This window comes from Bradyrhizobium sp. USDA3010 (assembly GCF_056429065.1).
In genome coordinates this window covers 48,137-62,535 of record NZ_JBWJZD010000001.1, presented here as the reverse complement: position 1 = coordinate 62,535, position 14,399 = coordinate 48,137, and the positions used below count along the sequence as shown (strand labels likewise).

The 14,399-nt window shown below is 65.0% G+C and carries 20 protein-coding genes; 11 read left to right on the top strand and 9 right to left on the bottom strand.

What is annotated here, in order from left to right; genetic code table 11:
- Nucleotides 1-128: 128 nt before the first annotated feature.
- The 8 genes from AC066Y_RS00295 (at nt 129) to AC066Y_RS00260 (ending at nt 6,880) form a co-directional block, all read left to right on the top strand.
- On the top strand, nt 129-1,253 hold the full coding sequence (locus tag AC066Y_RS00295) for a Re/Si-specific NAD(P)(+) transhydrogenase subunit alpha (protein ID WP_342713340.1): 1,125 nt from the start codon (nt 129-131) through the stop codon (nt 1,251-1,253).
- A gap of 11 nt (nt 1,254-1,264) precedes the next feature.
- The gene (locus AC066Y_RS00290; RefSeq protein ID WP_016841609.1) at nt 1,265-1,582 is read left to right on the top strand and encodes a proton-translocating transhydrogenase family protein; all 318 of its coding nucleotides are present in this window, start codon (nt 1,265-1,267) and stop codon (nt 1,580-1,582) included.
- 43 nt (nt 1,583-1,625) lie between these two features.
- Nucleotides 1,626-3,023, top strand: a complete 1,398-nt coding sequence (locus AC066Y_RS00285; RefSeq protein WP_478272162.1) for an NAD(P)(+) transhydrogenase (Re/Si-specific) subunit beta — start codon at nt 1,626-1,628, stop codon at nt 3,021-3,023.
- A 48-nt stretch (nt 3,024-3,071) separates the two neighbouring features.
- Nucleotides 3,072-3,269: a hypothetical protein gene (locus tag AC066Y_RS00280; RefSeq protein WP_478272161.1), complete on the top strand. Its 198-nt coding sequence runs from the start codon at nt 3,072-3,074 to the stop codon at nt 3,267-3,269.
- Between the two features lie 77 nt (nt 3,270-3,346).
- On the top strand, nt 3,347-4,153 hold the full coding sequence (locus AC066Y_RS00275; RefSeq protein WP_478272559.1) for an alpha/beta hydrolase: 807 nt from the start codon (nt 3,347-3,349) through the stop codon (nt 4,151-4,153).
- A 54-nt stretch (nt 4,154-4,207) separates the two neighbouring features.
- Complete coding sequence (locus AC066Y_RS00270) at nt 4,208-5,305, top strand: calcium:cation antiporter (protein ID WP_478272160.1); 1,098 nt, start codon at nt 4,208-4,210, stop codon at nt 5,303-5,305.
- Between the two features lie 115 nt (nt 5,306-5,420).
- Complete coding sequence (locus AC066Y_RS00265) at nt 5,421-5,705, top strand: cupin domain-containing protein (RefSeq protein WP_092123500.1); 285 nt, start codon at nt 5,421-5,423, stop codon at nt 5,703-5,705.
- A gap of 263 nt (nt 5,706-5,968) precedes the next feature.
- Nucleotides 5,969-6,880 (top strand): hypothetical protein, encoded by a 912-nt coding sequence (locus tag AC066Y_RS00260; protein WP_478272159.1) that lies wholly within the window; start codon nt 5,969-5,971, stop codon nt 6,878-6,880.
- 72 nt (nt 6,881-6,952) lie between these two features.
- Here the strand turns inward: AC066Y_RS00260 and AC066Y_RS00255 are convergent, their stop codons facing one another.
- Nucleotides 6,953-7,612, bottom strand: a complete 660-nt coding sequence (locus tag AC066Y_RS00255) for a tetratricopeptide repeat protein (RefSeq protein WP_478272158.1) — start codon at nt 7,610-7,612, stop codon at nt 6,953-6,955.
- 113 nt (nt 7,613-7,725) lie between these two features.
- Nucleotides 7,726-8,022: a 30S ribosomal protein S21 gene (rpsU, locus tag AC066Y_RS00250; RefSeq protein ID WP_021078544.1), complete on the bottom strand. Its 297-nt coding sequence runs from the start codon at nt 8,020-8,022 to the stop codon at nt 7,726-7,728.
- 264 nt (nt 8,023-8,286) lie between these two features.
- Here rpsU and aqpZ point away from each other — a divergent pair, with 264 nt between their 5' ends.
- A complete protein-coding gene (gene aqpZ / locus AC066Y_RS00245; RefSeq protein ID WP_092123506.1) occupies nt 8,287-9,009 on the top strand; it encodes an aquaporin Z in 723 nt (240 codons plus the stop codon).
- Between the two features lie 275 nt (nt 9,010-9,284).
- Here aqpZ and AC066Y_RS00240 read toward each other — a convergent pair whose 3' ends face one another.
- From AC066Y_RS00240 to AC066Y_RS00230, 3 genes are all read right to left on the bottom strand, one after another.
- Nucleotides 9,285-10,388, bottom strand: coding sequence for a 5-(carboxyamino)imidazole ribonucleotide synthase (locus AC066Y_RS00240; RefSeq protein ID WP_478272157.1), 1,104 nt, complete (start codon nt 10,386-10,388; stop codon nt 9,285-9,287).
- Entirely contained in the window at nt 10,385-10,873 is a 489-nt protein-coding gene (purE, locus tag AC066Y_RS00235; protein WP_478272156.1) for a 5-(carboxyamino)imidazole ribonucleotide mutase, read from the bottom strand. The genes AC066Y_RS00240 and purE overlap by 4 nt, the downstream gene beginning before the upstream one ends.
- Before the next feature lie 123 nt (nt 10,874-10,996).
- Complete coding sequence (locus AC066Y_RS00230) at nt 10,997-11,161, bottom strand: hypothetical protein (RefSeq protein ID WP_478272155.1); 165 nt, start codon at nt 11,159-11,161, stop codon at nt 10,997-10,999.
- Here AC066Y_RS00230 and AC066Y_RS00225 point away from each other — a divergent pair.
- Nucleotides 11,160-11,735, top strand: coding sequence for a GGDEF domain-containing protein (locus tag AC066Y_RS00225; RefSeq protein WP_478272154.1), 576 nt, complete (start codon nt 11,160-11,162; stop codon nt 11,733-11,735). The two genes, AC066Y_RS00230 and AC066Y_RS00225, sit on opposite strands and share 2 nt — an antisense overlap.
- Before the next feature lie 3 nt (nt 11,736-11,738).
- Here the strand turns inward: AC066Y_RS00225 and AC066Y_RS00220 are convergent, their stop codons facing one another.
- The 3 genes from AC066Y_RS00220 to AC066Y_RS00210 form a co-directional block, all read right to left on the bottom strand.
- Entirely contained in the window at nt 11,739-11,990 is a 252-nt protein-coding gene (locus tag AC066Y_RS00220) for a hypothetical protein (RefSeq protein ID WP_478272153.1), read from the bottom strand.
- Nucleotides 11,991-12,008: 18 nt separating this feature from the next.
- The gene (locus AC066Y_RS00215; protein ID WP_478272152.1) at nt 12,009-12,218 is read right to left on the bottom strand and encodes a hypothetical protein; all 210 of its coding nucleotides are present in this window, start codon (nt 12,216-12,218) and stop codon (nt 12,009-12,011) included.
- A 186-nt stretch (nt 12,219-12,404) separates the two neighbouring features.
- On the bottom strand, nt 12,405-12,611 hold the full coding sequence (locus AC066Y_RS00210; protein WP_024583705.1) for a YdcH family protein: 207 nt from the start codon (nt 12,609-12,611) through the stop codon (nt 12,405-12,407).
- Between the two features lie 240 nt (nt 12,612-12,851).
- On the opposite strand from AC066Y_RS00210, the gene AC066Y_RS00205 reads away from it, so the two are divergent.
- Entirely contained in the window at nt 12,852-13,037 is a 186-nt protein-coding gene (locus AC066Y_RS00205; RefSeq protein WP_050422666.1) for a YdcH family protein, read from the top strand.
- A 93-nt stretch (nt 13,038-13,130) separates the two neighbouring features.
- On the opposite strand, the gene AC066Y_RS00200 is transcribed toward AC066Y_RS00205, so the two are convergent.
- Nucleotides 13,131-14,270 (bottom strand): NAD(P)/FAD-dependent oxidoreductase, encoded by a 1,140-nt coding sequence (locus AC066Y_RS00200; RefSeq protein ID WP_478272151.1) that lies wholly within the window; start codon nt 14,268-14,270, stop codon nt 13,131-13,133.
- Between the last annotated feature and the right edge of the window lie 129 nt (nt 14,271-14,399).

Here is a 14,399-nt window from a genome sequence, read left to right as displayed (position 1 = left end):
GCGGCATCGCCGTCCCGCGGCGGTGCCGGAATTCCTGTCGAAACCCGGATGGAAAAACCGGGTACCCAATCTGGCGAAAATAACGCTAGTTTGAAGACGCGTGCGCCGCTCGCGCCGCCGGAGGGCCCATGAAGATCGCCGTTGCCAAGGAAATCGATGCGTCGGAGCCGCGGGTTGCGGTTTCGCCCGATACCATCAAGAAGTTCAAGGCGCTCGGCGCCGAGGTCGCGGTCGAGCCGGGCGCGGGCGTCAAGTCGGGGCTGCCCGATTCGGAGCTTGTCGCGGCCGGCGCCACCGTTAGCGCCGACGCGCTCAAGGATGCCGACATCATCATCAAGGTGAAGCGGCCGGAGGCCTCCGAGCTGGCGAAGTACAAGCGCGGCGCGCTGGTCATCGCGATCATGGATCCCTACGGCAACGAGGCCGCGCTGAAGGCGATGGCCGATGCCGGCGTGTCGGCGTTTGCGATGGAATTGATGCCGCGCATCACCCGCGCCCAGGTGATGGACGTGCTGTCCTCGCAGGCCAATCTCGCCGGCTACCGGGCGGTGATCGAGGGCGCCGAAGCGTTCGGCCGGGCCTTCCCGATGATGATGACCGCCGCCGGCACCATTCCGGCCGCGAAAGTGTTCGTGATGGGCGTCGGCGTCGCCGGCCTGCAGGCGATCGCGACCGCGCGGCGGCTCGGGGCCGTCGTCACCGCGACCGACGTACGGCCCGCCACCAAGGAGCAGGTGGAGAGCTTGGGCGCCAAGTTCCTCGCCGTCGAGGACGAGGAGTTCAAGAACGCGCAGACCGCCGGCGGCTACGCCAAGGAGATGTCGAAAGAGTATCAGGCCAAGCAGGCCGCGCTGACCGCCGAGCACATCAAGAAGCAGGACATCGTGATCACCACCGCCCTGATCCCCGGCCGTCCGGCGCCGAAGCTCGTCTCGGGCGAAATGGTGAAGTCGATGAAGCCGGGTTCGGTGCTGGTCGATCTCGCGGTCGAGCGCGGCGGCAATGTCGAGGGCGCGAGGCCCGGCGAGGTGGTCGAGACCGACGGCATCAAGATCGTCGGCTACACCAATGTCGCCGGCCGGGTCGCCGCCTCGGCCTCGAGCCTCTACGCGCGCAATCTGTTCTCGTTCATCGAGACGATGGTCGACAAGGCCAGCAAGGCGCTCGCGGTCAATTGGGACGACGAGCTGGTGAAGGCCACCGCGCTGACCAAAGACGGCGCCGTCATCCATCCCAACTTCCAGCCGAAGTAAGGAGAGAAGCCATGGAGCATCTCGCGCAGGCCGTCGATCCGTTCGTGTTCCGGCTGTCGATCTTCGTTCTTGCCGTGTTCGTCGGCTACTTCGTGGTGTGGTCGGTGACCCCCGCGCTGCATACCCCGCTGATGAGCGTGACCAACGCGATCTCCTCGGTGATCGTGGTCGGCGCGCTGCTCGCGGTCGGCGTCGGCATGGTGTCGAGCGGATCGGGCTGGGCCCGCGGCTTCGGCTTCGTGGCGCTGATCTTCGCCTGCGTGAACATCTTCGGCGGCTTCCTGGTCACCCAGCGCATGCTGGCGATGTACAAGAAGAAAGCCAAGTGAGCGGCGTGCACCTCGGGGTGACGAAGACAAAGGGGGACCTGAGATGAACGCCAATCTGGCTGCTGTTCTGTATCTCGTGGCGGGGGTGCTGTTCATCCTGTCGCTGCGCGGCCTGTCGAGCCCGGCATCGTCGCGCCAGGGCAATTTCTTCGGCATGATCGGCATGGCGATCGCGGTCGCCACCACGCTGGCGAGCCATCCGCCGGCCGACGGCATCGCCTGGCTCCTGGTGATCGTCGCGATCGCGATCGGCGGCAGCATCGGCGCCGTGATCGCGCGCCGGGTGCCGATGACCTCGATGCCGGAGCTCGTCGCCGCGTTCCACTCGCTGGTTGGCATGGCCGCGGTGCTGGTCGCCGCCGGCGCGTTCTACGCCCCCGAGGCGTTCGATATCGGCGCGCCCGGCAACATCCATCCGCAGAGCCTGGTCGAGATGTCGCTCGGCGTTGCGATCGGCGCCCTGACCTTCACCGGCTCGGTGATCGCGTTCCTGAAGCTGTCGGCGCGGATGAGCGGCGCGCCGATCATCCTGCCGTTCCGCCACGTCATCAACATCGTGCTCGCCCTGGCGCTGGTGTTCTTCATCGTCGGCCTCGTGATGAGTGGCAGCGCGCTCGACTTCTGGCTGATCACCATCATCGCGCTGGCGCTCGGCGTCTTGATGATCATCCCGATCGGCGGCGCCGACATGCCGGTCGTGATCTCGATGCTGAACTCGTACTCCGGCTGGGCCGCGGCCGGCATCGGCTTCACGCTCGGCAACTCGGCGCTGATCATCACCGGCGCGCTGGTCGGCTCGTCGGGCGCGATCCTGTCCTACATCATGTGCCACGCGATGAACCGCTCGTTCATCTCGGTGATCCTCGGCGGCTTCGGCGGCGAGACCGCGGCGGCCGGCGGCGGCTCGGGCGAGCAGAAGCCGGCCAAACTCGGCTCGGCGGATGATGCGGCCTTCATCATGAAGAACGCCTCCAAGGTCATCATCGTGCCCGGCTACGGCATGGCGGTGGCGCAGGCCCAGCACGCGCTGCGCGAGATGGGGGATATCCTGAAGAAGGAAGGCGTCGAGGTGAAGTACGCCATTCACCCGGTGGCCGGCCGCATGCCCGGCCACATGAACGTGCTGCTGGCCGAAGCCAACGTGCCCTATGACGAGGTGTTCGAGCTCGAGGACATCAACTCGGAGTTCGCCCAGGCCGACATCGCCTTTGTGATCGGCGCCAACGACGTCACCAACCCGGCGGCGGAAGAGGACAAGACCTCGCCGATCTACGGCATGCCGGTGCTGCAGGTCTGGAAGGCCGGCACCGTGATGTTCATCAAGCGCTCGCTGGCCTCCGGCTATGCCGGCATCGACAACCCGCTGTTCTACCGCGACAACACCATGATGCTGCTCGGCGACGCCAAGAAGGTCACCGAGAACATCGTCAAGGCGATGTAAGGCACGCGGCGTATGGTGCTGAACCGGGAGTGGGATCGAGACCATCGCATGCCGCTCCTCGCCACGCGCGAGCAGCGCATCGAGTGGCATGTGACGCATGCGAATGTCTGCGCTTGCCGGCCCGTTCCCGACAGCATCAGGCTCGAGGTCGAAATGCTGCTCAATTCCAGGCGCGGGCCACTCTCGGCGGCCACCAAAGACCAAGGCCGGGACCAAAAACTGCGAAAACAACCCCATGCAAAGTAGCAACGGGGCCTCGCATCATCCGACACACTAAATCTAGAGCGGAAATCTAGAGCGGCAGGCGGGATTTGCGCGTGGTTATGACGATCCTGAAATGGCTGCTGATCGTCGCCGCGGTCGTCTATCTCGGTGGCCTCGCGGTGCTGTACGTCAAGCAGCGCGAGATGCTGTTTCCGATTCCGCCGGTGGGACGGACCGCGCCGGCGGCCGCAGGACTTCCCGAAGCGGAAGAACAGGTGCTGACCACTGCGGACGGCGAGAAGGTCATCGTCTGGCACGTGCCGGCGAAGCCGGGCCGGCCGGTCGTGCTGTTCTTTCCGGGCAATGGCGATTTCCTTGCCGGCCGCGTGGCGCGCTTCAAGGCCATCACGGCCGACGGCACCGGGCTGGTGGCGTTGTCCTACCGGGGCTACGCCGGCTCGAGCGGATCGCCAAGCGAGCAGGGGCTGCTGCAGGACGCCGCGGCCGCCTACGCGTTCACCACCGCGCGCTACCGCGCCGAGCAGATCGTGGCGTGGGGATTCTCCCTTGGCACCGGCGTTGCGGTCGCGCTCGCCGCAGAACACCCCATCGGCAGACTGATCCTGGAGGCACCCTATACCTCGGCGGTTGACGTCGCCGGCGTGCTTTTCTGGTATGTGCCGGCCAGCCTGCTGATGCGCGATCAATTCCACTCCGACCGACGAATCACCGGCGTCACGGCGCCGCTCCTGATCATGCATGGCACCGACGATCCGGTGATCCCGATCCGTTTCGGCGAGCGCCTGTTCAGCCTCGCCCATGAGCCCAAGCAGTTTGTGCGACTGCCCGGTGGCGGGCACGATAATCTCGACGATTTCGGTGCGATGGGGACGGCGCGGCCGTTTATCGACGCCGCAAGAGGCTGACGGGGGCGATTGTCTATCGCATAATCGCATCACCGGAAGCGAGGGGACCCCACGATGAGCGCACACGGACCGATGCCACGGTCGGCCTGGCTATATCCCGCTCTGGCGGTGCTGTTGTTTGCGGCGGTCACGGCCACCGGTTACAGCTTCGCGCCGTCGGCCCCCGGCTGGGTCTTCGCAATTGTGCTGCTGGTGATTCTGTTCGGTACCGTGTTCGCGGCCGTCCATCACGCCGAGATGATTGCCGAGCGGATCGGCGAGCCGTTCGGCACGCTGCTCCTGACGCTGGCGGTGACCGTCATCGAGGTCGCGCTGATCTCGACCATCATGCTGGGCGACACGCCGGCGCCGACCCTGGCGCGCGATACCGTGTTTGCAGTGGTGATGATCGTCTGCAACGGCCTGGTCGGGCTCTGCATCTTCATCGGCGGCATCCGCTACCGCGAGCAGGATTTCCAGATCACCGGAGCGAACCTCTACCTCAGCGTGCTGTTCGTGCTCGCGACCATCACGCTTGCGATGCCCAATTTCACGTTCACGGCGCCCGGCCCGGTCTACTCCACGGCCCAGCTCGCCGTGATCAGCGTCGTGACCCTGCTGCTTTATGCGGTGTTCCTCTACACCCAGACCATCCGCCACCGCGATTACTTCGTCAGCGGCGCCAATGAGGCGGCAGCGCATGGCGAGGTGATGTCGGACCGGATGACGGCGATCAGCGTCGCCCTGCTGCTGGTTTCGCTGCTGGCGGTGGTGCTGCTGGCCAAGAAATTCTCGCTGGTGGTCGATGTCGTCACCGTCAAGATCGGCGCGCCGCCGGCCTTTGCCGGTCTGGTGGTGGCGGCGCTGATCCTGCTGCCGGAGAGCGTTGCCGCGGTGTCGGCGGCGCGCAAGAACGACCTGCAGAAGAGCATCAACCTCGCGCTCGGCTCCTCGATCGCCACCATCGGGCTCACGGTTCCCGCGGTGGCGGTTGCCGCCTATGCGCTGGACAAGCAGCTGGTGCTCGGGCTCAGCAACCAGGATATGCTGATCCTGCTGCTCACCTTCATGGTCAGCCTGCTCACCTTCGGAACCGGCCGCACCAACATCCTGTTCGGGCTCGTTCACATGGTGGTGTTCGCCGTGTTCGTGTTCATGGTTTTCGTGCCCTAGAGCCTTTATCGTTCCGATTGAATCGAAACGGGGCTCTAGATTATTGTTTTGACGCGTTTTCTTCACGCGAACCGGTATCCACTTCGCTTGAAAACGCTTTCGTGGAGAAATGACGATGCTCAGCGCCAAATCGGATGTTCAGGTGGACACGGCGGAGGTCCGCGTGACCGAATGGCGGCTCGCGCCGGGCAGCGCCACCGGCCACCACACCCATGAGATGGACTACGTCATCGTTCCGATCACGGCAGGCGAGATGACGATCGTGGCGCCGAACGGCGAGCGCTCGAAGGCGCAGCTCGGGGCCGGCAGGTCCTATTTCCGCAAGGCCGGGGTCCAGCACGACGTCCTTAACGAGACGGCCAGCGAGATCGTGTTCCTCGAGGTCGAACTCAAGCCCTGACGCGGTACAAAAACCCTGCAAGGAACCCTGCGCGTGCCGAATGGCAGGTCCGAGTCCGCGGAGCTGTGGAAATTCATGAGCCGTTAACGGCTGCACGATGATCTAGAGGGCGGATGCGGCCTACGCAGGGGGCGCCTCCGCTGAAACCAAAGTGACACCAAAGGTGACGTCGGAACGGGGGTTTGCCACCGATCCGTCGCAGTTGATCCCTGAATGTGCCTCAAAGTTCCAGCATGAAATAACGGGGTGGGGAGTGGCAGGTCATGCTGAGTTACCTGAAGAAATTCGTGATGGACATCTTACCCTCGGTGGCAGCGACCATCATCGGGGCGTACATCGTCAATCATTACATCGTGGCCAAGCCGCAAGCGCCGGATGCCACAGCCGTGACCGCCGCCGCGGATCCCAAGGCGGATCCGAAAGCCGCCGCCAAGCCCGCCGAAAAGTCCACCGTGGTCAGCAGCCTCCCGGAAGCCGGCGTGAAGGCCAAGGGCATGTCCGAGCGCACCCTGATCGAGCGGTCGGCGTCGGAGAAGGCCACCGTCACCGAGAAGCCCGCCGATCCCAAATCGGCTGACACCAAATCTGCCGACACCAAAACTGATGCGCCGGCCGAGACGGCCAGCATCCCGGCCGACTCGCGCCATCATCCGGCAGCGCCGAAGGCGGTCGCGAAGGCTGCGCCCGCCGCGGCGCCGGTCGAGTCCGCCGTCGCGCCGGAGGAAGCCCGCGATGCCAACGATCTTGCGCGCGCCGCCATCGAGCGGCTGCGCAAGGAGCGTCCGCAGGACGCTGGGCGTTCCCAGGACGCTGTGCGTTCCCAGGACGCTGTGCGCTCCCAGGACGCTCGCAGCACCGATCTCGCCCGCCTGCCTGACCAGCAGCGTCCGGCGGCAGCCCCGGCGATCCGGCCGTTGCCGCCGCCGATCATGGTGTCGAACCCGTCCAGCGACAATGCCGATCAAGCGGCGCAGCCGCGTCCGCCCTATGCCGCCAATGCGCAGGATTCGAACCGGCTGACGCCGCCGGCCGACATTCCGGTCCCGGTGCTGCAGGCCCCGCTCGACCTGCGTGCCGACGCTGCGATGCCGGCGCCGAAGAACGAGCGCACGTCGGTGACCGACGACATGTTCTCGGGCATGAAGTCGATGTTCCACGCCGTCCTGCCGAAGTAACGCGCAGCCCTGATCTATCGTTCTCGACGCATCTGCTTCGAGCGGATCGGTAACCGCTCGTTTGAAAGCGCGCTAGCCGCCGGTGCGCGCCAGCCCGCTGCGCGCGCTTCCGTCATTTGGCCGCAGCGCGAGCGCGCGATTGTAGGACGCCGCCGCCTTGGCCCTGTCGCCGAGCCGCTCATAGGCCTGGCCGCGCGCGCTCCACGCCGCAACATTGTTGGGATCGGCCTGCACGGCCTCGTCGAGATCGGAGGCGGCCTGCTTGGCCTTGTCGAGCGCGAGGTAGCTGGTGGCGCGGCCGACCAACGGCTCGGCCTTTTGCGGCGACAGCCCGCTCGCCGCCGTGAAATCGTCGATCGCCTGCTGATGTTGTCCGCGGCCCTGATAGATCAGGCCACGGCCGTACAGCGCCTGGATGTTGTAAGGGTCGGCGGTCAGCGCCTGCTCGAATTCCGCCTGCGCCTCATCGACCTTGCCGGAATGCGCCAGCACCTGGCCGCGCGTGGCGTGATCCTTGGCGCGGTTGATGTCCTGTGGGGTGATGGTGTCGGCGGCAGGCTTGTCGGCAGCGGCAGCCTGTTTCGGCTTGTCGTCCGAGCCCCATGATCCCAGGTCGAAGGAGCAGCCCCCGAGCGGCAGGCCGAGAACCACGGCCATGATGACGAGGTGCGCCGCACGACGGCTGTGCGCAGCTTCTGGGAGCGGGGAGCGGAGCGCCGGAACGGCCATCATGCAAAGTGCTCTTGCCGGTCGTTTTGCATGGGTACCCCGGAACACGGCTGGCTTCAAAACAACAACGCGGGCCCGTGGCCCGCGCTGTTAGACTTCCATATCGGCAAAACGGTTCAGCGCGGTCCGCGACCGGCGCCTGCACCACCGGGACGGCCGCCACGGTCGCCACCGGGACCAGCGCCGAACACCGGCTTCGGCTTCATCGGCAGCAGGCCTTCGCGCTGCAGCTTCTTGCGCGCCAGCTTGCGTGCGCGGCGCACGGCTTCGGCCTTTTCACGAGCCTTCTTCTCAGAGGGCTTTTCGTAGTGACCGCGGAGCTTCATCTCGCGGAAAATGCCCTCGCGCTGCATCTTCTTCTTCAGCGCCTTCAGGGCTTGGTCGACATTGTTATCGCGGACGAGAACCTGCACGCGGCATCCTCTTTTGAATTGATCGGTTCGGAATTCTGGCGAGGTAAAGGGGCGGCAAAAGGCCTGCCTCTTAACCCTAGGCGCGCGCATGTATCAGACAAACGCGCAGATGTCCACCGGTCGAGTGACTTTAGGGCCTAGTAAAGCCACGAAATGGGGCGAAAATGCCTTCGTGCGGCCCTGATTTGGGTGGTTTGGCGCCAGGATCGGGGCCGCTCCCGGAGTTTCAGATAACCCGGACATTGGAAATAGGGGAGATGCCACATGGACATGAAGAAATACGCGGCCGAACTGATCGGTACTTTCTGGCTCACATTCGCTGGCTGCGGCAGCGCGGTGATCGCGGCCGGCTTTCCGCAGGTCGGGATCGGCCTGGTCGGCGTGTCATTGGCCTTCGGGCTCAGTGTGGTGACCATGGCCTATGCGATCGGCCATATCTCGGGTTGCCACCTCAATCCGGCCGTGACGGTCGGACTCGCCGCGGGCGGGCGTTTCCCCGGCGGCCAGGTGCTGCCCTATATCATCGCGCAGGTCGCTGGCGCGATCATCGCGGCCTGGCTGCTCTATGTGATCGCCAGCGGCGCGCCCGGCTTCGATGTGACCAAGGGCTTCGCCTCCAACGGCTATGACGCGCACTCACCGGGCCACTACAGCATGGTGGTGTGCTTCATCACCGAAGTGGTGATGACCATGATGTTCCTGTTCATCATCATGGGATCGACCCACGGCAAGGCGCCCGCCGGCTTCGCGCCGCTCGCCATCGGCCTCGCGTTGGTGATGATCCATCTGGTCAGCATTCCCGTCACCAACACCTCGGTGAACCCGGCGCGCAGCACCGGGCCGGCTCTGTTCGTCGGCGGCTGGGCGCTGGGGCAGCTCTGGATGTTCTGGGTCGCGCCCCTGATCGGCGGCGCGCTCGGCGGCGTGATCTATCGCTGGCTCAGCGACGAGCCGACCGGCATCGTCGCCGGCGTCAAGACTGCGTGATCGGCTAAAGCATGATCCGGAAAAGTGCGAAGCGGTTTTCCGAAGAGATCATGCTCAAACAAGGAGCTAAAGCGCGATGACGATTCAACCTGATCTCATCGCGCTTTAGAGCGTGTTCGAGCGAAGTGGACGCCGGTTCGCGTGAAGAAAACGCGTCAAAGCACAAACTAGAGCATCGGTTCTGATTCAATCAGAGCCGATGCTCTAATGGGATCGTGGCCGCCACGATCCTATTTCCATCGATGAGTCGAAGGCGGCCGCCGGTGTGGAATTAATTACGGCTTGCGGGCCGGCGTCACTTCGGTGACGTGCCCCATCTTGCGGCCAGGGCGCGGCGTGCCCTTGCCGTACAGATGCACCGTGGCGCCGGGAACGGTGAGCCATTGCTCATAGCTCAGGATGTCGTCGCCGATCAGGTTGGTCATGGTGACGTCGCCGTGGCGCACCGGCTTGCCCAGCGGCCAGCCGGCGATCGCACGGATGTGCTGCTCGAACTGTGAGATCGAGGCGCCATCGAGCGTCCAGTGGCCGGAATTGTGCACGCGCGGCGCGATCTCGTTGACCAGCACCGTCGCTGCGCCGTTACCGGGCACCACGAACATCTCGACCGCGAGCACGCCGACATAGTCGAGCGCCGCGGCGATCTTTTCGGCGATCGCCCGCGCCTGCGCCGCAAGCTCGTCGGAGATCGCGGCCGGCGCGCGGGAAGTTTTCAAGATGTGGTCGCGGTGCTCGTTCTCGGTGACGTCGAAGCACTCGACCTCGCCGGAAGCCGAGCGCGCCGTGATCACCGAGATCTCGCGCTCGAACGGCACAAAGGCCTCGAGGATGGCCGATTTGGTGCCGAGGTCCTGCCAGACCTGCTCGAGGTCGTCGCCGGCCCGGATGATGGCCTGGCCCTTGCCGTCATAGCCGAAGCGGCGGGTCTTGATCACGGCAGGCAGGCCGATCCGCTCGATCGCTGCGCGCAGCGTGGCGACCGATGAGACGTCGGCATAATCGGCGGTGCCGATCCCGAGCTTGCTGACGAAATCCTTCTCGATCAGCCGGTCCTGCGTGGTCTCGAGGATCTTCTGTGCGGGCAGGACCGGACGGCGCGCGGCGAGCACCATCGCGGTCGCAGCCGGCACATTCTCGAATTCATAGGTGACGACGTCGACGTCGTTGGCGAACAGCTCGAGCGCCTCGACGTCGGCATATTCCGCGCAAGTCGCGTTCTGCACCACGTCGAAGGCCGGCGAGTCCGGATCGGGTGAAAACACCTGGCAGCGGAGCCCGAGGCGCGCGGCGGCAAGCACCAGCATCCGGCCCAATTGTCCGCCGCCGAGGATTCCAATGGTGTCGCCCGGCTTCAGCTTCACGAGGTTCGAAGCCGTCACGCCGTGCCCTCCGGCTGGTCCTTGACCGCATCGCTCTGCTGCTTGCGCCAGGCCGCAAGGCGGGCCGATAGAGCGGGATCGTCGAGCGCGAGGACGCTCGCCGCGAGCAACGCGGCATTGATCGCGCCGGGCTTGCCGATCGCGAGCGTTCCGACCGGGATGCCGGCCGGCATCTGCACGATCGAATAGAGCGAATCGACCCCGGACAGCGCCTTCGATTCGACGGGAACCCCGAACACCGGAAGCTCCGTCAGCGCGGCCGTCATGCCCGGCAAATGCGCGGCACCGCCGGCGCCGGCAATAATCACCTTGTGCCCGGCCGCCTTGGCGCCCTTGGCAAAGGCATAGAGCCGGTCGGGGGTGCGGTGCGCCGAAACGATGCGCGTTTCGCAGGCAACACCCAGCGCGGCCAGGGTGTCGGCAGCATGGCGCATGGTTTCCCAGTCGGACTGGCTTCCCATGATGATGGCGATCGGAGCGGTCATCTCTTCAATTCTGTTCAGGAATCCAAAAGCATAGGCCGATTATAGGGGCGGCCCGGGCGTCATCCAAGGCGTGGCAAGGGAGTTAGAATGGACTATCCTGTCTTGGTGAATCCCGGCAAGCCTTCATAAGCAGGCCTCAACAAGGATGCGCATGAAGAAGAAGACGACGGCGGCGGCCTCGGGGGCGGCAAAACGACGAAAAGGCGCGCCCGCCGCGCGCAAATCCGTACCCGGCAGGACGGCAACAAAGGGGACTGGAACCAAAGCGGCTGGAACCGAAGCTTCCATGCGAGGCGCGGTCGCGTCCGGCGACAAATCCACGATCCGCAGGTTGCGGGCGCAGCTGGCGCGGGCCCAGGCCCGGATCGAGGAGCTGCAGGCCTCCGCCGAGACCGACTTCCTGCTCGACATCCTGAACCGGCGCGGCTTCGAGCGCGAGCTCGTCCGTTCGCTCTCCTTCATCAAGCGTTATCAGGCCTCCGGCGCGCTGATCGTGCTCGACGTCGATCGCCTCAAGCCGATCAACGATGCGTTCGGGCACGCGGCAGGTGACGAGGTGCTGAAGACGATCGTCGCCGCGATATCGGACCAGGTGCGCGCCTCCGACGTGATCGGCCGTCTCGGTGGCGACGAGTTCGCAGTGCTGTTGTGGAATCTCAGCGAGACCGATGCCCGCGCCAAGGCGGCCGCGCTGGAAGAGGCGATCGACCGCCTGACTTTCGTGTTTCGTGGCAGCACGATCTCCGCGGGCGCCTCAGCAGGCGTTGCGATCCTCACAGCGCATTCGGATGCCGATCGCGTGCTCGATGAAGCCGATCGTGCGATGTATGTGCGCAAGGCGCAGCGCCGCCATGAATCCTGAAAATTACAGCGCGCTCAGATCCTCCGGCACATTGCCGTAGGCCCGCAGCAGCTTGGCATCGCCGAATTCGCCGATCGCGGGATCGCCGGTGCGGCTGAACGCGACGGCGCCGATGCTGCCGGGCATCCGCGACATCGTCTCGGCCCGGCGCAGTGCGATCGCCGGGCTCTGGCATTCCTCGGCACTGCCGGCGACCGGCGTGCCGTCGTCGTCCTGCATGAAAGGCAGCGCCACGTAATAGGTCACGTCAGCCATTGCTGTGCTCCCTGAAGATCAGGCGGCGTCGCTCGCCGCATGGGTTCGCGCCGGCACGCAGCCGGCCGCGATCGCGGCCTGCAATTCCTCGAGCTCGGCTTCGAGATATTCGTTGGCCATGATCAGCGCCTTGATGGTGCTGCGCAGGTTGCCGTCGCACATCGCGATCGCCTGATCGCAGGCCTGCTCGTAGCGGCTGTTGTCGGGCAGGGCGGGCGGTGCGGACATGGCGAAACTCCCTCTGATGGCTGGCAGCTGGATTGGCATGTTCTTATTTTGTTCTTTTGGAGTCAAGCGCCGAAAAGTGCGCCCGCGTCCGTTGCCGCGAACGTGAAGCCAGTCGGGCGCTGTGGATGACGGGGAAAACCGCCGCCGGACCTGAACCAGTGGGCCGCCGAACCGCCGAGGCGGGCGTCAGGCGATGATGTCGGGCGTGATCTGATCTTCGATGAAGGCGATGCGGTCGCGCAATTGCAGCTTCCGCTTCTTCAGGCGTTGCAGCATCAAGAGATCCGGCGCCGGCGATTGATGCAGCGCGTCGATCGCGGCATCGAGGTCGCGGTGCTCTTGTTGCAGACGCGCAAGCTCGGCGAGGAGTTCGCGCTCATCCTGATCGTTCATGGTTGTGTATTGACTGGTAAGCACGACGAGGTTGTTGCGGCCGAAGCAGCCGCTCGCCGGAATATCCTCCCTGAGCGCGCCCGGCGCAAGCCGAACCGGTTCCATAGTCACGATTAGTTACAGATAAACCGAAATGAGTCCGTGCGGCATTTCGCGTCCCCTATCGACAGCATCGCCCACTCGTGTAGAATTATTGGTCCGGATCGAACCTGAGGTTTAACGCACCGAGGAGTGTTCGCAATGGCAATACAGGCCCATCTCGTTGAGCTGGAGCGTAAGCACAAAATACTCGAGAACGAACTGCACGAAGCACTCGTTCACCCCTCCGTAGACGATCTCCACATTTGCGAGCTCAAGCGCCGCAAGTTGATGGTCAAGGACCAAATCGAGCGGTTGAGACTTTCCGCCGACGACACGGTCCACTAAGCCGGTTCCTCCGCAAATTTGCAAATAATCTGGCCTTTACCGAGGGATGAACGCCGCGGCGCGCATCCCTCGGGGAGGCAATGCTGCATTTGCTCAGAGCTCTGCCAGCTCGCCGACATGGTCGGCGACCGCGAGCGACGACGTCAGTCCAGGCGATTCGATCCCGAACAGGTTGATCAGGCCCGCGACGCCGTGATCGGCCGGTCCCTGGATCAGGAAATCCTGGGTGGCGACCGCCGGCGGCACGATCTTGGGCCGGATTCCCGAATAGCTCGGCATCAGCGCCCCGTCGGGCAGGGTCGGCCAGTATTTCCGGATCGCCGGATAGAACCGCTCGGCCCGATCAGGGTCGACGGCGTAATCGATGTGATCGATCCATTCGACGTCGGGGCCGAACCTCGCCTGTCCGGCCATGTCGAGCGTCAGGTGCACGCCGAGCCCGCCGGGCTCCGGCACCGGATAGATCAGGTGCGAGAACGGCGCCCTGGCGCTGCAGCTGAAGTAATTGCCCTTGGCCAAATAGGCCGTTGGAATCAACTCGATCGGCATGCCCTCGACGTTGCGCGCAACCGCCGTTGCGCCGAGGCCGGCGGCATTGACCAGGAGATCGCAGGCCAGCGTCATGGGCGCCGCGCCGCCGGCCTCGATCTCGAACCCGTTGGCCGTGGCCCTGGCGTGGAGCAGCGGCGTATGGAAGGCGAATGCAGCTCCGGCCGCTTCGGCGTCGCCGCGCAGCGCCAGCATGTAGGCATGGCTGTCGATGATCCCGGTAGAGGGCGACAGCAGCGCCGCGTCGCAGTTCAGCGCCGGCTCCAGCGCGCGCGCCGCCTCGCCGGACAGGAGCTGCATGTCGTCGACGCCGTTGGCCTCGGCATGGGCCCGGATCGACTGCAGTTTTTCGGTCTCTTTGGCCGTGGTGGCGACGATCAGCTTGCCGCAATTCCTGTGCGGGATGCCGTGCTCGGCGCAGTAGCGATAAAGCGCCCGCTTGCCGCTGACGCACATCCGCGCCATCAGGCTGCCGGCCCGATAGTAGATGCCGGCGTGGATCACCTCGCTGTTTCGCGACGAGGTGACGGTGCCGATCCCCTCGGCCTCCTCGATCACAATCACTTCGCGGCCGGCCTGTGCCAGCCGGCGCGCCACCGCGAGGCCGATCACCCCCGCACCGACGATCACGCAATCAACCCTGTCCATCTCGTCCTTCAGGTCCGAACATTTCCGCGCAGCCACGCCGTTGCCGCCAACATCGTTCAGCCGATCCCATCGTTTTGGGCAAGTGCTTATTAGGCAAGTGCTTGGGCCATCTCAAATAGTTGGGGAGCCATGCTCTGTTAGGGCAGCATTAATCACGTCAGGGCA